This is a genomic window from Microbacterium sp. NPDC056044, assembly GCF_042267145.1.
Classification (GTDB): domain Bacteria; phylum Actinomycetota; class Actinomycetes; order Actinomycetales; family Microbacteriaceae; genus Microbacterium.
In genome coordinates, this window is sequence record NZ_JBHJWZ010000001.1 from 500,589 (window position 1) to 519,920 (window position 19,332).

19 protein-coding genes are annotated in these 19,332 nt (G+C 71.2%); all 19 read right to left on the bottom strand.

Translation table 11 applies throughout. The features are described from left to right. Positions 1-4 precede the first annotated feature (4 nt). Positions 5-553, bottom strand: a complete 549-nt coding sequence (gene pyrR, locus ACFC1I_RS02385) for a bifunctional pyr operon transcriptional regulator/uracil phosphoribosyltransferase PyrR (protein WP_376006272.1) — start codon at positions 551-553, stop codon at positions 5-7. A gap of 124 nt (positions 554-677) precedes the next feature. Further along, a complete protein-coding gene (locus tag ACFC1I_RS02390; RefSeq protein ID WP_376006273.1) occupies positions 678-1,211 on the bottom strand; it encodes a DoxX family protein in 534 nt (177 codons plus the stop codon). Between the two features lie 173 nt (positions 1,212-1,384). Next, the gene (locus ACFC1I_RS02395; RefSeq protein WP_376006274.1) at positions 1,385-2,962 is read right to left on the bottom strand and encodes a Rieske 2Fe-2S domain-containing protein; all 1,578 of its coding nucleotides are present in this window, start codon (positions 2,960-2,962) and stop codon (positions 1,385-1,387) included. A 116-nt stretch (positions 2,963-3,078) separates the two neighbouring features. After that, complete coding sequence (locus ACFC1I_RS02400) at positions 3,079-6,351, bottom strand: SNF2-related protein (RefSeq protein ID WP_376006275.1); 3,273 nt, start codon at positions 6,349-6,351, stop codon at positions 3,079-3,081. Between the two features lie 52 nt (positions 6,352-6,403). Then, positions 6,404-6,814 (bottom strand): transcription antitermination factor NusB, encoded by a 411-nt coding sequence (gene nusB, locus ACFC1I_RS02405; RefSeq protein ID WP_376006276.1) that lies wholly within the window; start codon positions 6,812-6,814, stop codon positions 6,404-6,406. A 3-nt stretch (positions 6,815-6,817) separates the two neighbouring features. Further along, a complete protein-coding gene (gene efp / locus ACFC1I_RS02410; protein ID WP_376006277.1) occupies positions 6,818-7,378 on the bottom strand; it encodes an elongation factor P in 561 nt (186 codons plus the stop codon). Positions 7,379-7,495: 117 nt separating this feature from the next. After that, complete coding sequence (aroQ, locus tag ACFC1I_RS02415; RefSeq protein ID WP_376006278.1) at positions 7,496-7,954, bottom strand: type II 3-dehydroquinate dehydratase; 459 nt, start codon at positions 7,952-7,954, stop codon at positions 7,496-7,498. 41 nt (positions 7,955-7,995) lie between these two features. Further along, positions 7,996-8,529, bottom strand: a complete 534-nt coding sequence (locus ACFC1I_RS02420) for a GNAT family N-acetyltransferase (RefSeq protein WP_376006279.1) — start codon at positions 8,527-8,529, stop codon at positions 7,996-7,998. Continuing rightward, the gene (gene aroB, locus ACFC1I_RS02425; protein WP_376006280.1) at positions 8,526-9,602 is read right to left on the bottom strand and encodes a 3-dehydroquinate synthase; all 1,077 of its coding nucleotides are present in this window, start codon (positions 9,600-9,602) and stop codon (positions 8,526-8,528) included. The genes ACFC1I_RS02420 and aroB overlap by 4 nt, the downstream gene beginning before the upstream one ends. After that, on the bottom strand, positions 9,599-10,132 hold the full coding sequence (locus tag ACFC1I_RS02430; RefSeq protein ID WP_376006281.1) for a shikimate kinase: 534 nt from the start codon (positions 10,130-10,132) through the stop codon (positions 9,599-9,601). The genes aroB and ACFC1I_RS02430 overlap by 4 nt, the downstream gene beginning before the upstream one ends. Then, positions 10,116-11,345, bottom strand: coding sequence for a chorismate synthase (aroC, locus tag ACFC1I_RS02435; protein WP_376006282.1), 1,230 nt, complete (start codon positions 11,343-11,345; stop codon positions 10,116-10,118). Before aroC ends, ACFC1I_RS02430 begins: the two co-directional genes overlap by 17 nt. 30 nt (positions 11,346-11,375) lie before the next feature. Then, entirely contained in the window at positions 11,376-12,227 is an 852-nt protein-coding gene (locus tag ACFC1I_RS02440; protein ID WP_376006283.1) for a shikimate dehydrogenase family protein, read from the bottom strand. Then, positions 12,221-13,909, bottom strand: coding sequence for an endolytic transglycosylase MltG (gene mltG, locus ACFC1I_RS02445; protein ID WP_376006284.1), 1,689 nt, complete (start codon positions 13,907-13,909; stop codon positions 12,221-12,223). Before mltG ends, ACFC1I_RS02440 begins: the two co-directional genes overlap by 7 nt. Next, a complete protein-coding gene (ruvX, locus tag ACFC1I_RS02450) occupies positions 13,909-14,376 on the bottom strand; it encodes a Holliday junction resolvase RuvX (protein ID WP_376006760.1) in 468 nt (155 codons plus the stop codon). The genes mltG and ruvX overlap by 1 nt, the downstream gene beginning before the upstream one ends. A gap of 11 nt (positions 14,377-14,387) precedes the next feature. After that, positions 14,388-17,045 (bottom strand): alanine--tRNA ligase, encoded by a 2,658-nt coding sequence (alaS, locus tag ACFC1I_RS02455; protein WP_376006285.1) that lies wholly within the window; start codon positions 17,043-17,045, stop codon positions 14,388-14,390. 91 nt (positions 17,046-17,136) lie between these two features. Next, positions 17,137-17,433 carry an ATPase gene (locus ACFC1I_RS02460; protein ID WP_376006286.1) on the bottom strand — a complete coding sequence of 99 codons (297 nt, stop codon included), beginning with the start codon at positions 17,431-17,433 and terminating at the stop codon, positions 17,137-17,139. A 103-nt stretch (positions 17,434-17,536) separates the two neighbouring features. Next, a complete protein-coding gene (gene rpsD / locus ACFC1I_RS02465) occupies positions 17,537-18,166 on the bottom strand; it encodes a 30S ribosomal protein S4 (protein ID WP_018170803.1) in 630 nt (209 codons plus the stop codon). A 176-nt stretch (positions 18,167-18,342) separates the two neighbouring features. Then, positions 18,343-18,729, bottom strand: a complete 387-nt coding sequence (locus ACFC1I_RS02470) for a hypothetical protein (RefSeq protein ID WP_376006287.1) — start codon at positions 18,727-18,729, stop codon at positions 18,343-18,345. Next, a complete protein-coding gene (locus tag ACFC1I_RS02475) occupies positions 18,726-19,262 on the bottom strand; it encodes a helix-turn-helix transcriptional regulator (protein ID WP_376006288.1) in 537 nt (178 codons plus the stop codon). The genes ACFC1I_RS02470 and ACFC1I_RS02475 overlap by 4 nt, the downstream gene beginning before the upstream one ends. Positions 19,263-19,332: the final 70 nt, after the last annotated feature.

Genomic DNA, 19,332 nt, shown 5'->3' on the forward strand with positions numbered 1-19,332 from the left:
GACGTCACCGCCCCTCGATCGTGACGGACTCCGAGCCGTCGGTCTCGGCGAGGCGTACGTTCACGCGCTCGTCGCGGGCGCTCGGCAGGTTCTTGCCGACGAAGTCGGGCCGGATCGGCAGCTCGCGGTGGCCGCGGTCGACCAGTGTCGCCAGTCGCACCGCGGCGGGGCGGCCGATGTCCTGCAGAGCATCGAGAGCGGCACGGATGCTGCGACCCGAGAAGAGCACGTCATCCACGAGCACGACGACCTTGCCGTCGATGCCGCCGGGCGGGATCTGGGTCGGCTGCGGCGCGCGGGTCGGATTGCGGTGCAGGTCGTCGCGGTACATCGTGACGTCGAGCGACCCGACGGGCACCGGAACGCCGCCGAACTGGGCGACGAGAGCGCCGACGCGATGGGCGAGCGTGACGCCGCGGGTGGGGATGCCGAGGAGGACCAGTCCGTCAGGACCCTTGTTGGACTCGAGGATCTCGTGGGAGATCCGAGTCAGGGCCCGGGCCATGTCGGCTTCGGTCATGACGACGCGGGGCTGCACGGTGGGCGTGCTCATCCGCCGCTCCCTTCTCCGCCTCACGGGACGGTGTTAAAGGTTGCTGTGATCGCCGTCCAGTCTACGACACGGGGAGGGCCGGCCCCCAACCGGGGCCGGCCCTCACCGGGTCATGTGACGTGCGTCAGCGAGGCGCGGGTCCGCGCAGCACGCGGGAGGCGACGACGAGCGCAGCGGCGATCAGCACGACGTTCTTGAAGATGTACTGGCCCGTCAGCGTCGGGCCGACCGGTCCGAAGACCTCGGCGGGCAGCAGCACGACCGGGGACAGGATGCCGACGAACGCGAGTGCGAGCACCACGAGGCCGACGCGGGCGAACATGCCGCCGGCGATGAGCAGCGCGCCTGCGGCGACCTCGATGACGGCGGTGGCGACGAGGGCGGCCTGCCCGCTCACGAGGCCGAACGTGAGCTTCTCCCACGTGCGGCTGACCAGCGCCTCGACGGGGCTCACCCCGGGGAAGAACTTCAGTGCGCCGAAGACGAGGAACACGGCGCCGAGCGCGACCCGCAGCGCAGGGATGCTCCACCGCTGCAATGAGGTCTTCACCGCGGCCTCCGTGCGCGCCTCCCATGTGAGGAGCGTGGTGAACGGGTTCGGACGACCGGTGGACGCGGGGACGACGCCGCCGGCGCCGTGGAGAGGAACGGTGGTCATGGCGTGATTCCTTCGGGTTCTGATCGCCCGCGATCGCGGGCACGGTGATCAGGACCCGTGGGAGCAGCGAGGTGATACGAACCGACGCAGATCAGCACCGACCCGACACATGGGCGATGGCGGAACGCCGGCTTGTTGTGGAGGATCTACAACAAGCCGGCGTCGCGGGCGCCTCAGGCCGCGGGGCTCGTCGCCGCGCGGTAGAGGTCGTCCTCGACCTGGGACGCGCGGATCGGGTGCCCCTGGCTCGTCAGGCACTTGCCGCTGGCGAGATCCCACTTCCAGTCGTGCAGCGAGCACGTGAGGACGCCGTCCTCGATCTTGCCGGTCTTGGTGAGGTCGGCGCGCAGGTGCGGGCAGCGGCGCTGCACGATCCAGTCGCCGAGCTGGGCGTCCTCGGTCTGGTCGGTCTGCTCGGCGTACCAGTTCTCGACGTACTCGATGCGGTCGCGCGAGAGGCACTTGAGGAAGGTGGTCAGGAACTCGTTGAACTTGCCGCTGCGACCGACGGCGAACTGCATCGACAGGAAGATCGAGTTCGACCAGTCGATCTCGTGGTCGGCGATGTTGGTCGAGACGAGGTCGGCAGGGATCGTGTACCAGTAGATGCACTCGTCGCCCTCGGCGTACTCGCGCACCTTGGCCTTCGGGAAATCCACGACCATGTCCAGCTCGCCGATGCGGAACCGCACGATGCCGCCCACGCCGCCCCGGATGGTGCGGGCGCGGCGCAGCAGCGGCTCCCACCACTCCTTGATCGCGGCGAGCATCTCAGCTGGCGGCAGCACGGCGGCCCGTCGCGCCTCTTCGGCGCGCACCTCGTCCTGGCGCGAATCGCGCTGCTCGGCGAGGTACGCCCACTTGTCGTCGAAGATCCGGTCGATCTCGGCCTGCGTGTACAGCGTCTGGGTGACCGTGATCTCGCCGCCGTTCAGCTCGACGACGGTGCCGGGCACGAACTCGTAGCCCTTCTGCTCGGGGCGTAGCTCGGCCATGTGCGCGAGGAACTGGCGCTGGTCCGTGAAGATCGAGTCGTCGTCGATGCCGTACCCGTTGTACTTGAAGAGCTCCTCACGAAGGAACATCGGCGGGCCCGCCATCGGGAAGACGTGCGCGGCGTCGACCTTCTCGATGTAGTACATCGCGCGCTTGTTCTGCGCGTCGCGCTTGAGCCTGGCGAAGTTCTGCTTGGCGTCCTGGGGCAGGTCGTAGACCATGGGCCACCAGATCGCGCCCGACACCTGCGTGAAGTACGCCTCGGGCTTCGAGAACGACATCAGCTTCTCGAGGTCGAGCGGGTGCGAATCGTTCTGGTTCAGGATGCTGGCGGTCCCGTCGTCGACCGACAGCGACGAGTCGCCGATGGGGCCGTCGCTCGGGGCGCGCAGCGGCGTCACCATGATCTTGAGGTCGCCGAACTCCAGCGGCACACCGGCCTGCGTGTAGACGATGTTGTCGTAGCCCAGCTTCCGGAGATCCTGCTCGAGGTCGTCCGTCGGGTAGTCCGGCAGGAGGACCTTGATGGTCTTCGGCACGTGCTGCTGCATCAGCGCGGGGTCGAAGTGGTCGCGGTGGCGATGCGAGATGTACAGGAAGTCGGCGTTGCCGTACGTGGCCCAGTCGAGCGCCCGGTTGTCGGGGAACGGGAACCAGGATCCGAAGAACGTCGGTCCGATGACGGGGTCGCAGAGGATGCTGCCGCCCGTCGTCTCGATGAACATTCCGGCGTGGCCGAGGCCCGTGATGCGCATGGGGGTGCCCTCCTGTCGAACCAGACGAGTCTAGGCGACCCCCTCACGGCGGGCCGGATCGCCCGCCGTGCAAAACCGGATCCGGCGGGTGCGGGCCGTCGCGCCGGGGTGCGGCGTCACTGGTCGAAGAGCCCGCGGATGTCGTCGGCGGTGAGCGCCTGCCCGAACAGCGCGTCGTCGTCCATCACGGACCGGAACAGGCGCGCCTTGCGCTGCTGCAGCGCCATCACCTTCTCTTCGATGGTGCCGTTCGCGATGAGCCGGTAGACCATGACGCTGCGGTGCTGGCCGATGCGGTGCGCGCGGTCGACCGCCTGCGCCTCGGCCGCCGGGTTCCACCAGGGATCCAGCAGGAACACGTAGTCGGCCTCGGTCAGGGTGAGGCCGAAACCGCCTGCCTTGAGGCTGATGAGGAACACGGGCGCCTCTCCCCCGCGAAAGGCGGCGACGGCCGCATCGCGGTCGCGCGTCGATCCGTCGAGATAGGCATAGGGGATGCCGCGTGCCTCGAGCTGCTTCGCGACCAGACCGAGGAACGACGTGAACTGGCTGAACACGAGCGCGCGGTGTCCCTCGGCGAGGGCCTCGTCGAGCTGCTCGAAGAGCGCCGCGAGCTTGCTCGGCGCGATGCTCGCGTGCGCCGGATCGACGAGCTCCGGGGCCAGACTCAGCATGCGCAGCAGGGTGAGCGATCGGAACACGATGAACCGGTTGCGGTCGAGGTCGTCGAGGAGGCCCAGCACCTTCTGCCGCTCGCGCTGCAGCACCGTGTCGTACAGGGCGCGATGGGCGGCGCCCAGCTCGATGCGCACCTCCTGCTCCTGCTTGGCGGGCAGGTCGGCGGCCACCAGCTCTTTCGTGCGGCGCAGCACGAGCGGGCGGATGCGGCGCCGCAGGCGCGCGAGGCGACCCGCGCGGTACTCGCCGCCCTCCTGGTTCTCGGGGACCTTGCCCTTCTCGATCGGCCCGACGTACTCCTCGCGGAACCGCCGGCCCGAGGCGAACAGCCCGGGAGCTGTCAGCGACAGCAGCGCCCACAGCTCGGTGAGACTGTTCTCGAGCGGGGTGCCCGTGACGGCGAAAACGACGTCGGCCGACAGTCCCCGCGCGGCGCGGTACGCCTTGGTCTGGCTGTTCTTCACGAACTGCGCCTCGTCGAGGATGAGGCCGGCCCACTCGACAGCGCCGAATTCGCGCTCGTCGAGTCGGAGCAGCGTGTACGACGTGACGACCACGTCGGCGGTGGACGAGGCATCCGTCACCGTCGTGCCGCGCTTCGCGCGCGTCGCGTCGATGACGGCGACGCGGAGGCCGGGGGTGAATCTGGCGGCCTCGCTGCGCCACGTCGAGAGCACCGAGGTCGGGGCGACGACGAGGAACGGGCGCTTCTCGTCCTGTTCACGCGCGTGGGCGATGAGGGCGAGCAGCTGGAGCGTCTTGCCGAGGCCCATGTCGTCGGCGAGGATGCCGCCCAGGCGGTGCTCCCACAGGAACGCGAGCCAGTCGAACCCCGTGCGCTGATACGGGCGCAGCTCCGCATGGAGGCCCGATGGCAGCGGAGCGGGCGGCACGCCGTCGACGTCGCGCAGCGCCTCGACGGTCGCGCGCCACGACACCGCCGGCTGCGCCTCGTCGGCGAGATCCTCGAAGTCCGCCCAGAGCGCTGTCTGGTAGCGGCTGATGCGCGGGCCGGTCTCCCACTCGTCGAGCTCGCCGGCCTCGTCGATGAGGTCGCGCAGGCGCTGCAGCGACGGGTGCGAGAGAGAGAAGTACGCGCCGTCGCTCAGGAGGATCTTCTTGCGGCCGCGTGAGAGCGCCGTGAACAGCGTGCCGAACGGGATGCGGCGGCCGTCGATCGTCACGACGACGCCGAGGTCGAACCAGTCCGCGTCGTTCGTCTCGACCGTCGTGACGTCGATGCGCGGATCGCCGGCGAGCTCGCGGTACTGCGGCCGCTCCCCCGAGATCTCGATGCTCACGTCGGGGTCGGCCTCGAGGAGCGGCAGCAGCCGGGATGCGAACTCGGCGGCGTCGAGGCCCGACAGCGTGTCGGCGGACGCGAAGTCCACCGGCGCGTGGTCGCGCCACAGCGCTTCGACGCGGCCGCGGATCGCCCCCTCGGCCGCGGGGTCGCGGTCGTCGCCCGTCGCGTCGAGTCCGAGGAGGTCGCCGTCGCCGTAGCGCCACGACAGCGTGTAGACGAGGCGGTGGTTCGGCTCGAAGTGCACGCGCGCCACCAGCCGCGGCCGGGGCGGCGGGGCCACGTCGAGCCCGGGCGCGTCGATCTCGACCCGGCGCGCGATCCGGGGCAGATGATCCCGGACGAACTCGTCGGCCTCGCCGCCCGGCACCACGACCGGCTCACGCGCTGACAGGAGCGCCGGGACCGGGTCGGGCAGCGCGACGGCGGCGAGAATCAGGTCGATGCGCTCGCGCTCGACGGTGAAGCGGTACACGCCGGTGCGCCCGACCGGGCGCAGGGCCGCGGCATCCGCCCGCTCACCGTCGATCGTGACGACGGGGGTGATCTCGAGGCCGCGCGCGGTACGGTGCGCCTGCACGGTCACCGACGCCGCGGGCGCGAGCGCGACCGTCGTGGAGCGCTTGGTCGCGACGAAAGGGATGCCGCGTTCCGCCGCGCCCGCCAGGTGCGGCCAGAGCAGGCTCGACTCGATGTCGTCGAGCGTGAGCCACTCCGACACATCGGAGAAGGCGCCGAAGGAGCGGACGTCGCGGCCGATGCTGTGCAACTCGGCGAACCAGCGAGCCTGCGCGGGGTCATAGGCCGACGTCGGGCGGCGCACCGCGTCCCACGAGACGGTGCCCTTGATCCACGCGTCGGAACGTCCCGAGCGTTCGAGGGGGCGCAGGCCCACCAGCACGTCGGCCCCGTGCTGGTGGAGGCCGCGCGGCGTCGCCGGCTCGACACGGGCCGGCGCCCACGTCGAGGCGCCGCGGCGGATGCGCTGGCGCAGCTCGACGCCGAGGGCGAGCGGGGTCCGGGGGCGGTCGCCCGAGGCCGAGGGCGCGAACACGTCCCGCCACGATGCGCCTGCCTCGGTGGCCGGTGCGGCTGCGGCAAGCCGGTTGCTCGCCAGCAGCGTCGCGACCGTGTGCTTGCAGTCGAACTGCACCGGGCACGTGCAGGAGGTCGCCGCGATGGGATGGTCGACGCGCTGAGGGTCGAGTCGCACGCGGCAGCGGTACGTGCGTCCGCCGGTGCCGGCGACGACCGCCTCGATGACGGACGTGAGCGGGTCCCATTCGACCCGATCGACCGCGCCGTCGGCGAAGTAGCCGACACCGCGCTCGTACGTGCCGCTGTCGGCGAACCGGCGGATGTGCCCCGGGTCGACGAACGGCGGGGGTCCGGCGGTCGACGAGGTCACGGCATCCATCCTGCCCGCTCCCGCCGATACGCGGACGGGCGTCCGCTCGTCGTCAGCTCGCGCGCGCGATCCGGGCCAGGACGCCGTGGACGAAGGGACCCGACTCGTCGGACGAGAACTCCTTGACGAGCTCCACCGCCTCGTCGATCGCGACCGCCGTGGGCACCTCGTCGTTGTAGAGGATCTCCCACGCGCCGATGCGCAGCACGGCGCGGTCGACCGCGGGCATGCGGGCCAGCGACCAGTCCTTCGCGAACGTCGTGATCTGCTCGTCGATGGCGTCCTGGTTGTCGATCACGCCGTCGACGATCTCGCGGGCGTAGAGCCACGAGGCCTGGCGCGCGGGCTCGTTCGCCGCGCGCGTGGCCTCGGCGGCGAGCACGGTCGCCGCCGTGTCGCCGCGCACATCGGCCTGGAAGAGGATGTCGAGCGCGCGCTTGCGCGCCTTCGTACGGGCGCTCACGCCTTACTTCTCGCGGCCGAGGTACTCGCCCGTGCGGGTGTCGACCTTGACCTTGGTGCCGGTCTCGACGAACAGCGGGACCTGGATCTCGTAGCCGGTCTCGACGGTGGCGGGCTTGGTGCCGGCCGACGAGCGGTCGCCCTGCAGGCCCGGCTCGGTGTACGTGATCTCGAGGATGACCGACGCCGGAAGCTCGACGTACAGCGGGTTGCCGTTGTTGAGCGCGATCTGGACCTGCTGGTTCTCGAGCAGGAAGTGGGCGGCGTCACCGACGGTGGCGGCACCGACGTTGAGCTGGTCGTAGTCGGCGACGTCCATGAAGACGAAGTTGTCGCCGTCGTTGTAGAGATAGGTGAAGTCGCGGCGGTCGACGTTCTCGATGTCGATCTTCGCGCCGGCGTTGTAGGTGCGGTCGACGACCTTGCCCGACACGACGTTCTTCAGCTTGGTGCGGACGAATGCGCCGCCCTTGCCCGGCTTGACGTGCTGGAACTCGATGACGTTCCAGAGCTGTCCGTCGATCGAGAGGACGACGCCGTTCTTGATGTCTGCGGTGGAAGCCATGAGGGTACGAATCCGTTTCGTTGAAGTGCGTGGAGGCGATCGCTGCCCCGTGAACGAGCTCAGGGGTCGGCGATGCCGACGTTCGATTCTACGGGATGCCCGGTCCCGGCCGATTCGTCAGCCGTCGGCCTGCCCGGTGACGATGTCGATGAGGCGCGCGACGGCCGTCTCATACCCGGCGATGCCCTCCCCGATCACATGGACGACCGCGACATCGGCGACGTACGAGTGGTGGCGGAACTCCTCCCGCGCCCTCACGTCGGAGATGTGCACCTCGGCGACGGGCAGCGCCACGCCCGACAGCGCGTCGCGCAGCACGACGGACGTGTGGGTGAGGCCGCCCGGGTTGATGACGATCCCGGCGCAGTCCTCGCGGGCATCGTGGATCGCGTCGATGAGCACGCCCTCGTGATTGGACTGCACGGCCCGCACCTCGAAGCCGCGGCGGGCCGCAGCATCCGTCGCCAGCCGTACGACATCGGCGAGCGTCGCGGTGCCGTAGATCTCGGGTTCGCGGGTCCCGAGCAGGTTGAGGTTGGGCCCGTTGACGAGGAGGAGGCGGCGGGGGGTGCTCATGGTCGCACGATATCAGCGCGCCGCGGACGGACGGCTCACGGTCAGGGCAGCGGCCGCGCCATCACGATCTCGGGGCCGATCGCGCTCGAGAACGTCTCGCCGGTGGGCACGAAGCCGGCACGGCGGTAGGCGCCCTGCGCGCGCGGATTGTCGCGGTGCACGTCGAGGCTCAGCCGGTGCAGGCCCTGGTGCGACGCCCACGCGGCGGCCGCGGCGAGCAGCAGGTCCACGGCTCCGGTGCCCCGGTGGGCGGGATTCACGTACACCCCGACGACGTCCGCCCGACGGTCGTCGACGAAGCGTCCGAGGTGATCGGTCTGCCCGGTGGCGCGGATCAGCACCGATAGGCTCCCGACCCAGACATCGTCGACCACGGCCACGAACTGCGCGGCGGTCTCGCTCCCGGCGGCGAGCTCGGCGCGGTCGCGCCAGAACTGGTCGGGACGCGCGGCGACCTGTTCCGGCGTCTCGAGGAAGGCGATGTTCGCATCGGGATCGCTGGTCGACTCGCGCCGCAGCTCGCGCACGGCCTCCCACTCGTCGGCGCGGATGCGACGCACCGCGAGGGTGCTCACCCCGCGACCTCCTGATACGCGGCGAACAGGAGGGACTCGTCGGGCGCCTGCAGCACTGTCGGCTTCGCGATGTCGTCGAGCACGATGAAACGCAGCATGCCGCCGCGGCTCTTCTTGTCGCGCTGGATCGTCGACAGCAGCTGCGGCCACGCGCCCGGGCGGTAAGTCGTCGGCAGACCCAGCGACTCGAGGATGTCGCGGTGGCGCTGGGCTGCGGCATCCGGAAGCCGGCCCGCGAGGCGCGACAGCTCGGCGGCGAACACCATGCCCACCGAGATCGCCGCTCCGTGCCGCCAGCGGTAGCGCTCGGCGTGCTCGATGGCGTGGCCGAGGGTGTGGCCGTAGTTGAGGATCTCGCGCAGACCCGCCTCACGGAGGTCCTCGCCGACGACCTGCGCCTTCATGCCGATCGCGAGCTCGATGGTGCGGCGGAACGCGGCGCTCCGCGGATCGACGGCGTTCTCGGGGTCGGCCTCGATCAGCTCGAGGATCTCGGGCGCCCAGATGAAGCCGGCCTTGACGACCTCGGCGTACCCCGCGACGCGCTCGTTGCGCGACAGCGTGTCGAGCAGGTCGAGGTCGCAGATCACGGCGCGCGGTGCCCAGAACGCCCCCACGAGGTTCTTGCCCTCGGCGGTGTTGACGCCGGTCTTGCCGCCGACGGCGGCGTCGACCATGCCGAGCACGGTGGTCGGCACCTGCACGACCTCGACGCCGCGCAGCCACGTCGCCGCGACGAAGCCGGCGAGATCGGTCACCGCTCCCCCGCCGAAGCCGACGACCACGTCGGTGCGGGTGAAGTCGGCCTTCCCCATGACCTGCCAGCAGAACGCCGCCACCTCGATGCGCTTGCCGGCCTCGGCGTCGGGGATCTCGGCCAGCAGCACCTCGCGCTCGCCCATCAGCTGGGTGCGCAGGCGCTCGGCCTCGGCGGCGAGGGTCGGCGGATGGATGACGAGCACCTTGCGCGCGTTCGGCGGGAGCGCCGCGCCGAGGGACGACAGGATGCCGTGTCCCACGGTGATGTCGTAGCTCGCGTCTCCGCTCACGGTGATGGTCGTGGCATCCGTCACTTCGTCTGCTCCTTCTCGTTCTCGCCGCGCACCCACGCGACCAGGGCGTCGACGACGTCCTGCAGCGGGCCGGTCGACGTGTCGAACGTCACGTCGGCGAGCTCTTCGTAGACAGGCCGGCGCTCCTCGAAGATCGCCGTCCATCGTGCGATCGCGTCGTCGTCACCCTGCAGCAGCGGGCGGTTCGAGTCGCGCACGCGGCCGGCGACGACCCGGGGTGAGACGGTGAGCAGCACGACGCGGCTCGCGGCCAGGTCGGCCCGGGTCTCGGGGTGCAGCACCGCGCCGCCGCCGAGCGACACGATGCCGCCCGTGGCGAGGCCCTCCGCGACGGCGGCGCGCTCGAGCGCGCGGAAGTGCGCCTCGCCCCGCTCGGCGAACAGCTGCTCGATCGGCCCGTGTTCGCGGACGACCGCCGCGTCGGTGTCGAAGAACGTGACGCCGAGCGCGCGCGCCGCCTTCTTGCCGATGCTGGTCTTGCCGGCCCCCATCGGGCCGATCAGCACGACGGCGTCAGAGGGCGAGGTCATGGTCGGCGAGACCGGCGTCGCTGGCCGCCGCACTGCGCAGCGCGTCGGGGATCGCCGCGAGGTAGCCCTCGAGGTTGCGGCGCGTCTCGGCGACGCTGTCGCCGCCGAACTTCTCGAGCACGACGTCGGCGAGCACGACCGCGACCATGGCCTCGGCGACGACGCCGGCGGCGGGCACCGCGCACACGTCCGAGCGCTGGTGGTGGGCCGAGGCGGTGTCGCCGGTGGCGACGTCCACGGTGCGCAGGGCCTTCGGGACGGTCGCGATCGGCTTCATGCCCGCGCGCACGCGCAGCACGGTGCCCGTCGACATGCCGCCTTCGGTGCCGCCCGCCTTGTCGCTCGAGCGCGTGATGCCGTCGTCTGCGACGAAGAGCTCGTCGTGCGCGGCGGAGCCGCGGCGGCGGGTGGTCTCGAAGCCGTCGCCGACCTCGACGCCCTTGATGGCCTGGATGCTCATGAGCGCCTGCGCGAGCTTCGCGTCGAGGCGGCGGTCCCAGTGCACGTGCGAGCCGAGCCCCGGGGGCAGGCCGTACGCGAGCACCTCGACGATGCCGCCCAGCGTGTCGCCGTCCTTGCGGGCGTCGTCGACCTCGGCGACCATCGCCTCGCTCGTCGCGGGGTCGAAGCAGCGCAGCGGATCGGCGTCGAGCGCGTCGACGTCGTCGGGCGTGGGAAGCGCGGAGCCCTCGGGGACCTGCACCGGCCCGATCGAGAGGGTGTGGCTGACGAGGCGGATGCCGAGCTCGCCGAGGAACGCACGGGCGAGGGCGCCGAGGGCGACACGGGCGGCGGTCTCACGGGCGCTCGCCCGCTCGAGGATCGGCCGCGCCTCGTCGAAGCCGTACTTCTGCATGCCGACCAGGTCGGCGTGGCCCGGGCGGGGCCGCGTGAGCGCGGCGCCACGGCCGCGGGACTTGTCGGTGAGCTCGACGGGGTCGGCGCTCATCACCTCGACCCACTTCGGCCACTCGGTGTTGCCGATGCGCAGCGCGATGGGGCTGCCCAGGGTCGTGCCGTGCACGACGCCGGACGAGATCGACAGCTCGTCCTCTTCGAACTTCATGCGCGAACCGCGGCCGTAGCCGAGCTTGCGGCGCGCGAGATCCGCCTGGATCGCGGCGCGGGAGATGGGGACGCCCGCAGGCAGTCCCTCCATGACGGCGACGAGTTCGGGGCCGTGGGATTCGCCGGCCGTGAGCACGCGGAGCATTGGTCCAGTCTCCCACGCCCCGGGAGGCCGTTACGCCGCGGCGGGCTCCTCGAGCACGCGGCGCATCGCGTCGAGCGCCTCGGCCTCGCCCTCGAGCGGCGCGTCGGGCACACCGTGCCGGAAGATGCGGATCTGCAGCAGCGCCTGGTGCAGCAGCATCCCGAGTCCCGAGCGTGCGGGGTCGCCCGCTCGCTCCCACGCGGCCGACAGCGCGGTCGGCCAGTGGCCGTACACGACGTCGAGCAGCAGCCCGCCGGAGCGGGCGAGGGCGTCGGCCGCCGCATCCGCGACCGGCGCATCGCCCGGCAGCGTCGCGATCGTGAGCGGCACGTCATCGTGGACGGATGCTGCGAACGCCGTCGCCGTGACCGTCATGCCGAGCGTGCTGCCAAGTGCCGCGAGGGGTTCGACCGCCTCGGGGCGCCGGGCGACCACATCGACGTCGCGTGCGCCAAGTTCGGACAGCGCGACGAGCGCCGAGGTCGCGGTGGCGCCGGCGCCGACGATGCGGGCCCGCGGCACCGCGGTGACGCCGTCGTCGGCGAGCGTGCGGACGATCCCGCCGACGTCGGTGTTGAAGCCGCGCGGCCCCGCGGGATCGAGCAGCAGCGTGTTCACCGCACCGGTCAGCTCGGCGCGGCGGTCGAGAGCGGCCGCCGCCGCGAACGCGACGCCCTTGAGCGGCATCGTGAGCGAGAGGCCGCGCCACGCGCCGTCGAGGCCGGCGAGCTCTCCGGCGAAGGACGCCTCGTCCACCTGGCGGCGTCCGTACGCCCAGTCGAGCCCGAGCACGTCGTACGCCGCGGCGTGCAGCTGCGGCGAGCGGCTGTGCGCGATCGGGTCGCCCCAGACCTCCAGACGCGACGCGCGCGGAGTCAGCACCCCGAATCCGGATTGTCGCGGCACCACTGTCGCCACTGGTCCACATACTTCAGGTGCTCGGCATACGTCGAGCTGAACTCCGTCTGGCCGGTGTTGAGGTCGACCGTCACGAAGTACAGCCACGGGCCGTCGGCCGGATGCATCGCCGCGTCGATGGCGACGTCGCCCGGGTTGGCGATCGGCCCGACCGGGAGGCCCGTGTGCACGTAGGTGTTCCACGGGTTGGGGTCGTTGAGCGCCTCCTCGGACGAGCTCACCGTCCCGTCGTGCATCTCGCCGTAGCCGTACTGCGCGGTCGAGTCCATCTGCAGCTTGCCGAACGTCTCCTGGTTGGAGGGGTCCAGCCGGTTCAGGATGACGCGCGCCACCTTCTGCATGTCGGTGCCGGCCCGCGCCTCGCGCTGGATGATCGACGCCGTCGTCAGGATCTCCTGGCGCTTGTCCTCCGGGACCCCGGCGACGTCGAGCGACTGCTTCGTGCGGTCGACGAGCGTCTGGATCGCCGATTGCGCCGTGACGCTCGGGTCGAACGTGTAGGTCGCCGGGAAAAGCCAGCCTTCGAGCGGCTGTCCGCCCGCCGCGACGATGGCCGGATCGGGCGTCACGCCGTAGACCGACGGGTCGGCGGCTGCGGCCTGCAGCTGGTCGAGCGGGATGCCGGTGCCCTCGGCGAGCCGCTCGAGCGTGCCGTCGACGGTGAATCCCTCGGGGATCTGCGCGGTGAACTCCTGCTTGTTGGCAGGATCGAGCAGCATGGCGAGTGCCGCCTCGCTGGTCATCTGCCTCTGCAGCTTGTAGACGCCCGGCTGGAAGGGCGGGTTCTGCCCGCTCTTGATGAGGTAGTCGTAGAACGCGTCGGGTGTCTTCGTCACCTGCGCGTCGTACAGCGACTGCGAGATCGGCGAGCCGGTGTCGCCCTGGGCGATCGTGACGAACGCCTCACCGTTCGCGAGGCCGGCTTCGTACTCCTTGGGCTCTTCCCAGCCCATGACCTCGCGGATCTTGTCCTCGTAGGTGTTCCACACGTACAGGCCGCCGGCGGCGATGCCGCCGAGGATCAGCAGCACGACGCCGAGCGCGATCCAGCCGCCGATCCGCCGGCGCTTCTTGGCAGGCGGCGGGGCGTGCCCGATGTCGTTCGTCGACGCCGATCCGGTGAACAGGTCTTCGAGCGAACCCGAGGGCGCGGTCCGCCCGTCGGCGTCGCCGCGGGAGGGTCCCGCCGCGCGGGCGGTCGCGGTGGCGCGGCCGGCGGAGGATGCGGCGGCGGCGGTCGCCGGCGCGGCTGCTCCACGGCTGTACGGCATGGCGGGGCCGGCGCCTGCGGAGGCGAAGATCCACGGGTCGTCGTCGGCCGAGGGTTCGATGTCGATCGGTTCGGTCGTCGGGCGGGGGGTGCGCAGCGGCACGGGCTGGAAGCCGCTGCCGGGCTCGGGCTCCGTGGGCGCCGCGGCAGCCGCGGGTGCGGCGGACGCAGCGGGAGCGCTCCCGACGACAGGCGTGGCGCCGGTGATGAGCGATTCCCAGGTCGCGGACGGCGCGTCGGGAGATGCTGCCGGGGCGGCGGGCGCCGCTGCCGGCGTGGTGGGCGTCTCCCCTGTCGCCGCCTGTCGCGCGGCGGCCTCGCGGGCGGCGCGGCGCGACTGGGGGGCGGCTTCGCCGTCGGGCGATGAGTCGGGCATCAGGCGGGCTCCTGGGGGACGGGGGTTCCGGGTGGTCGTCCGGTGCTCTTCTCGACGTCGAGCGCTTGCTGGAGCAGGACCACCGCGGCGACCTGGTCCACGATGTTACGCGACGAACGCTGGGATCTGCCGGAACTCCGCAAAGCCGCGTGTGCCGACACCGTGGACAGCCGCTCGTCGACGAGGCGCACGGGGAGCCCGGATGCTGCGGCCAGAGCCGTGGCGAAGTCCCGGGCGTCCTGTGTCGACGCGGTGTCCTCGCCCCGCATGTTCAGCGGCAGGCCCACGTAGAGCTCCGTCGCCGAGTACTCGTCCGCGAGCGCCACGATGCGCGTCACCGAGGCGTCGTCACGGGGCACCGTCTCGACCGGAGTGGCGAGCAGGCCGTCGGGGTCGCACTTCGCGACGCCGACCCGGGCCTTGCCCACGTCGATGCCGAGCCGGGTCCCCCGCCGCCAGGCGCTCACAGCCGCTTCGCTCACGCGCCGAGCGCGTCCTTCACCGAGCCGAGGGCCGCGGGCAGGGCCGCAGCATCCGTCCCGCCGCCCTGCGCGACGTCGTCGCGGCCGCCGCCGCCGCCGCCGAGCACGCCGGCGGCGCCCTTGGCGAGCACGCCCGCCTTCGCGCCGGCTGCCCGTGCGGCGTCGTTGGTGGCGACGATCACGACCGGACGGCCGTTCACCACGGCGCCGAGCGCGACCACCGCGGCCTCGGAGCCGAGGCGCTCGCGCACCTGCAGCGCCAGCGAGCGCACGTCGTCGGCGGATGCCGCGCTGCCGAGCGACTCGGCGACCACGACGGTGTCGCCGACCCGCGTCGCCGTGGCGGCGAGGGCAGGCAGCCGGTCGCCGAGCGCCTTGGCTTCGAAGGCCGCGATCTTCTTCTCCGCGGCCTTGAGGCTCGCCTGCAGCTCCGCAATGCGCGCGGGCAGCTGCTCGCGCGGCGCCTTGAGCGACGTCGTGAGCTGCGACACCAGGGCGCGCTCGGCCGCGAGCGAGCGGAAGGCGTCGAGACCGACGAGCGCCTCGACGCGGCGGTTGGAGGCGCCGACCGACGACTCGCCGACGAGGTTGATGAGCCCGATCTCGGCGCTCGTCGACACGTGGGTGCCGGCGCAGAGCTCGCGCGACCACGGGCCGCCGATGTCGACCATGCGCACGGTGTCGCCGTACTTCTCGCCGAACAGCGCCATCGCGCCGAGCGAGCGCGCCTCGTCGAGCGGCAGCACGCGCGTGGTCACCTCGAGGTTGTCGCGCACCGCGTTGTTGGCGATCTCCTCGATCTCGGTCTTGGTCTCGTCCGACAGCGACTGGCCCCACGAGAAGTCGAAGCGCATGTAGCCGGCGCGGTTCAGCGAACCGGCCTGCGTCGCCGTCTTGCCGAGGGTGTCGCGAAGGGCGGCGTGCACCAGGTGCGTCGCGGAGTGCGCCTGACGGGCGGCGCGGCGGTTCGCAGCATCCACCACCGTCGTGGCGGCCTGGCCGACGCCCACCTCGCCGGTGGTCACCTCGACCGTGTGGCTGATGAGCCCCGGAACCGGCTTCTGCACGTCGAGCACCTCGAGCTCGTAGCCCGGGCCGACGATGACGCCCTTGTCGGCGACCTGGCCGCCCGACTCCGCGTACAGCGCGGTCTCGGCGAGGATCACCTCGGCGATCTGGCCGACGCTCGCGCGGTCGACCGACACGCCGTCGACGAGGATGCCGAGCACCTGCGACTGGGCCTCGAGGTCGGTGTAGCCGGTGAAGACCGTCTCGCCCTGCGCCCGCAGGTCGCGGTAAACGCTGGTGTCGGCGAGCTGGCGCTTGCGCGCCCGGGCGTCGGCCTTGGCGCGTGCGCGCTGCTCCTGCATGAGGCCGTCGAACGCGGCGCGGTCGACCGTGAGGCCCGCCTCTTCGGCGATCTCGAGCGTGAGGTCGATCGGGAAGCCGTAGGTGTCGTGCAGCAGGAACGCCTCGGCGCCCGTCAGCGTCGTGCCGCCGGACTTCTTGGTCTCGACCAGCGACTCGTCGAGGATGGACTCCCCCGCCGCCAGGGTGCGCAGGAACGTCGCCTCTTCTGCGAGGGCGTACTGCGAGATGCGGGCCCAGTCGGTCTCGACGACCGGGTACGCGTCCTTCATGGCGTCGCGCGACGCCTCGAAGAGCACCGCGAAGGTCGGGCCGTCCACCCCGAGCAGGCGCATCGAGCGGATCACACGGCGCATGAGACGGCGCAGGATGTAGCCGCGGCCGTCGTTGGACGGCGTGACGCCGTCCGACATGAGCATGAGCGACGAACGGACGTGGTCGGCGACCACGCGGAAGCGCACGTCGTCGTCGTGGTTCGCGCCGTACGTGCGGCCCGAGAGCTCGACAGCCTTGTCGAGCACCGGACGCACCTGGTCGGTCTCGTACATGTTGTCGACGCCCTGCTTGATGAACGCGATGCGCTCGAGGCCCATGCCGGTGTCGATGTTCTTGTTGGGCAGCTCGCCGACGATGTCGAAGTCGTACTTCGAGCGCACGTTCGTGATCTCGTACTGCATGAACACGAGGTTCCAGATCTCGACGTAGCGGTCGTCGTCGGTCGCAGGGCCCCCGTCGATGCCGTACTCCGGGCCGCGGTCGAAGAAGATCTCCGAGCAGGGGCCGGCGGGGCCCGGAAGCCCGGTGCTCCAGTAGTTGGTGTCCTTGCCGAGGCGCTGGATGCGCTCCTCAGGCAGATCGGTGAGCTTCAGCCAGAGGTCGTGCGCCTCGTCGTCCTCTTCGTAGACGGTGACCCACAGGTCCTTCTGGTCGAAGCCGAGGCCGCCCTCCGACTCGGGCGAGGTCAGCAGATCCCACGCGTAGCGGATCGCGCCTTCCTTGAAGTAGTCGCCGAACGACCAGTTGCCGAGCATCTGGAAGAACGTGCCGTGGCGAGGCGTCTTGCCGACCTCTTCGATGTCGTTGGTGCGGATGCACTTCTGGTTGTCGGCCGCGCGCGGGTACGGCGCGGGCACGTCGCCGGACAGGTACGGGATGAAGGGCACCATGCCGGCCACCGTGAACAGCAGCGCCGGGTCGTCGGTCACCAGCGATGCCGAGGGGACGATGGTGTGGCCGTTCTTCTCGAAGTAATCGAGGAAGCGCTGGGCGATCTCGGCGGTCTTCATGCGGGTCCTTGCGTGTGCGTGCGAATGCGTGCGTGTTCGGGGAGTGTGGCGGGGTTCGAGCGGGTCGGCGGCGTGACGCCGCCGGAGCGTCTCAGTCGGCGATCTTGCGGGCCGCGTCCTGGGCGGCGTCGGCGACGTTCTCGACGACTTCGGATGCTGCGGCCCGGGCGTTGGACGCCGCGTCGGCGGCAGCATCCCTCACGTCGTCGACGAGGCCCGCGAAGCGCGCCTCCTGTTCGCGGTAGGCGTCGCCCATGCGATCGGTGAACTCCGTGATGCGGGCGTCGACGTCGGCGAGGATCTCGTGGCCGCGGGGGTCCTTGTTGACCAGGTGCGCGAGAACGAATCCGCCGGCGATGCCGAACAGGAACCACAGGAGGTTCTTCATGTCACCACTTCCTCGCGGGCCGCCGGGGCGCGGCATCCCCCCATCGTATGCGGAAACGACGAAGGGCGTCGGGTCTCCCCGACGCCCTTCGCGTGTTCGCAGATTATCGAGCTGCGTAGTACTCGACGACGAGCTGGACGTCGCAGACCACGGGAACCTCGGCGCGCTTGGGGCGACGCACGAGACGGGCCTGGAGCTTGTCGAGCTCGACCTCGAGGTAGCCCGGAACGGGCGGCAGGACCTCGGCGTGACCGCCGAGCGCTGCGACCTGGAAGGGCTCGATGCCCTCGCTCTTGGCCTTGACGTGGATGAGCTGACCCGGCTTCACGCGGAACGACGGGCGGTCGACGAGCTGGCCGTCCACGAGGATGTGGCGGTGCACGACGAGCTGGCGCGCCTGCGCGGTGGTGCGGGCGAAGCCGGCGCGCAGGACGAGGGCGTCCAGACGCATCTCGAGCTGCTCGACGAGGTTCTCACCCGTCAGGCCCTGGGTGCGGCGGGCCTCGTTGAACTGGATGCGCAGCTGCTTCTCGCGGATGCCGTACTGCTCGCGCAGACGCTGCTTCTCGCGGAGGCGGACGGCGTAGTCGCTGTCCTGCTTGCGCTTGGTGCGGCCGTGCTCACCCGGCGCGTAGGGGCGCTTCTCGAGGTACTTGGCTGCCTTGGGGGTCAGCGCGACGCCGAGGGCGCGGGAGAGACGGACCTTGCGGCGGTCCTGGGACTTCGTTGCCACGAAGTGTTCCTTTCGATGACGCGGCCGTGTCTTTCACGGCTCGCGGGCGTATCGCCCTGTCTTCGCCCTGTCCGGACTGCACGCCGGGGCATGCCGGGAGGTGGTTCAAGAAGAAAGGGGATGCCCGAAAACTGCGTTTCGAGCCGCTCAAGCTTATCAGACGGGCCGAGGGACCCTCAGGAGAGGGCGACGACCAGCGTCGCTGCGGCGAGGACGGCGCACACGGGCGTCATCGTGAGCCGCTCGGCGCGACTGCGGGAGATGGCGTTCATGACGATCCCGAGGGTGAAGTAGGCGAAGAGCACCCACGTCAGGATGCGGATCACCTGGCTGTCGCCGCCTGGCAGGGTCCCGGCGCGGCTGAGCAGCACGGCGGCGAATCCCGCGTAGAGCACGACGGACGCCGCGCTGGCGATGCGCAGCCGGCGCGGCAGCACGCGATGCGCCCCACCCCACACGAGCCTCCCCCACGGTGCACCTGCGGCCACGCAGATCTGGAGCACCGCGAGGGCGCCGAGCACGGCGCACGCGACGACGACGGCGAAGGCCACGAGGGCGCTCATGCCTGCTCCCCCACCTCGTCGATCCACTCGCGCATGAGCGCGTGCGAGCGCAGCCCGTAGTCGAGGGTCGCCCGCTGGAACGCGAAGATCTGCCGCGAGGCGTCGTCGAGGTCCGCCGCCCGAGCGTCGACGTCGGTCGCCAGCGCCTCGAGCGCCGCGCGGGAGCCGTCGATGTGATCACGGATGCTGCGGATCGCCTCCGACCGGTCCCCCGGCGCGTCGAGCCGGCCGAGCAGGTAGACCTTCGCGAGGGCGGTGGTCTCCGCATCTGTGCTGCCGGCGATCGGCGCCCGCATCCACGCGCGCCACCGTTCGCGCCCCTGGTCGGTGATCGCGTGGACCTTCCGGCCGCGGCGGCTGCCGTCCGCCTCGGCGACGACGACGGAGCCGTTCTCCGCGAGGTGCTGCAGGGCGCGCTGGATGCTGCCGGAGCTCGCGCTGTAGAACAGCGAGATCCCGGCGGCGAACCGCTTCTGGACGTCGTAGAGCGACAAGGGGCCGCCGAGCAGCAGACCGAGGATCACGAACCGCATGCGGCGCCTCCTGATGCGACGTGGGAGATATCCCTCTGAGGGATGTCAATCTACCTCTGAGGGATATCGC

Coding starts and splice junctions, on each gene's coding strand:
- ACFC1I_RS02475 (WP_376006288.1), bottom strand. CDS start 19,262: ATGCGGTTCGTGATCCTCGGTCTGCTGCTCGGCGGCCCCTTGTCGCTC.
- pyrR (WP_376006272.1), bottom strand. CDS start 553: ATGAGCACGCCCACCGTGCAGCCCCGCGTCGTCATGACCGAAGCCGAC.
- aroQ (WP_376006278.1), bottom strand. CDS start 7,954: ATGAGCACCCCCCGCCGCCTCCTCCTCGTCAACGGGCCCAACCTCAAC.
- ACFC1I_RS02395 (WP_376006274.1), bottom strand. CDS start 2,962: ATGCGCATCACGGGCCTCGGCCACGCCGGAATGTTCATCGAGACGACG.
- alaS (WP_376006285.1), bottom strand. CDS start 17,045: ATGAAGACCGCCGAGATCGCCCAGCGCTTCCTCGATTACTTCGAGAAG.
- ACFC1I_RS02430 (WP_376006281.1), bottom strand. CDS start 10,132: ATGACCTCGCCCTCTGACGCCGTCGTGCTGATCGGCCCGATGGGGGCC.
- ACFC1I_RS02470 (WP_376006287.1), bottom strand. CDS start 18,729: ATGAGCGCCCTCGTGGCCTTCGCCGTCGTCGTCGCGTGCGCCGTGCTC.
- ACFC1I_RS02390 (WP_376006273.1), bottom strand. CDS start 1,211: ATGACCACCGTTCCTCTCCACGGCGCCGGCGGCGTCGTCCCCGCGTCC.
- aroC (WP_376006282.1), bottom strand. CDS start 11,345: ATGCTCCGCGTGCTCACGGCCGGCGAATCCCACGGCCCCGAACTCGTC.
- ACFC1I_RS02460 (WP_376006286.1), bottom strand. CDS start 17,433: ATGAAGAACCTCCTGTGGTTCCTGTTCGGCATCGCCGGCGGATTCGTT.
- efp (WP_376006277.1), bottom strand. CDS start 7,378: ATGGCTTCCACCGCAGACATCAAGAACGGCGTCGTCCTCTCGATCGAC.
- mltG (WP_376006284.1), bottom strand. CDS start 13,909: ATGCCCGACTCATCGCCCGACGGCGAAGCCGCCCCCCAGTCGCGCCGC.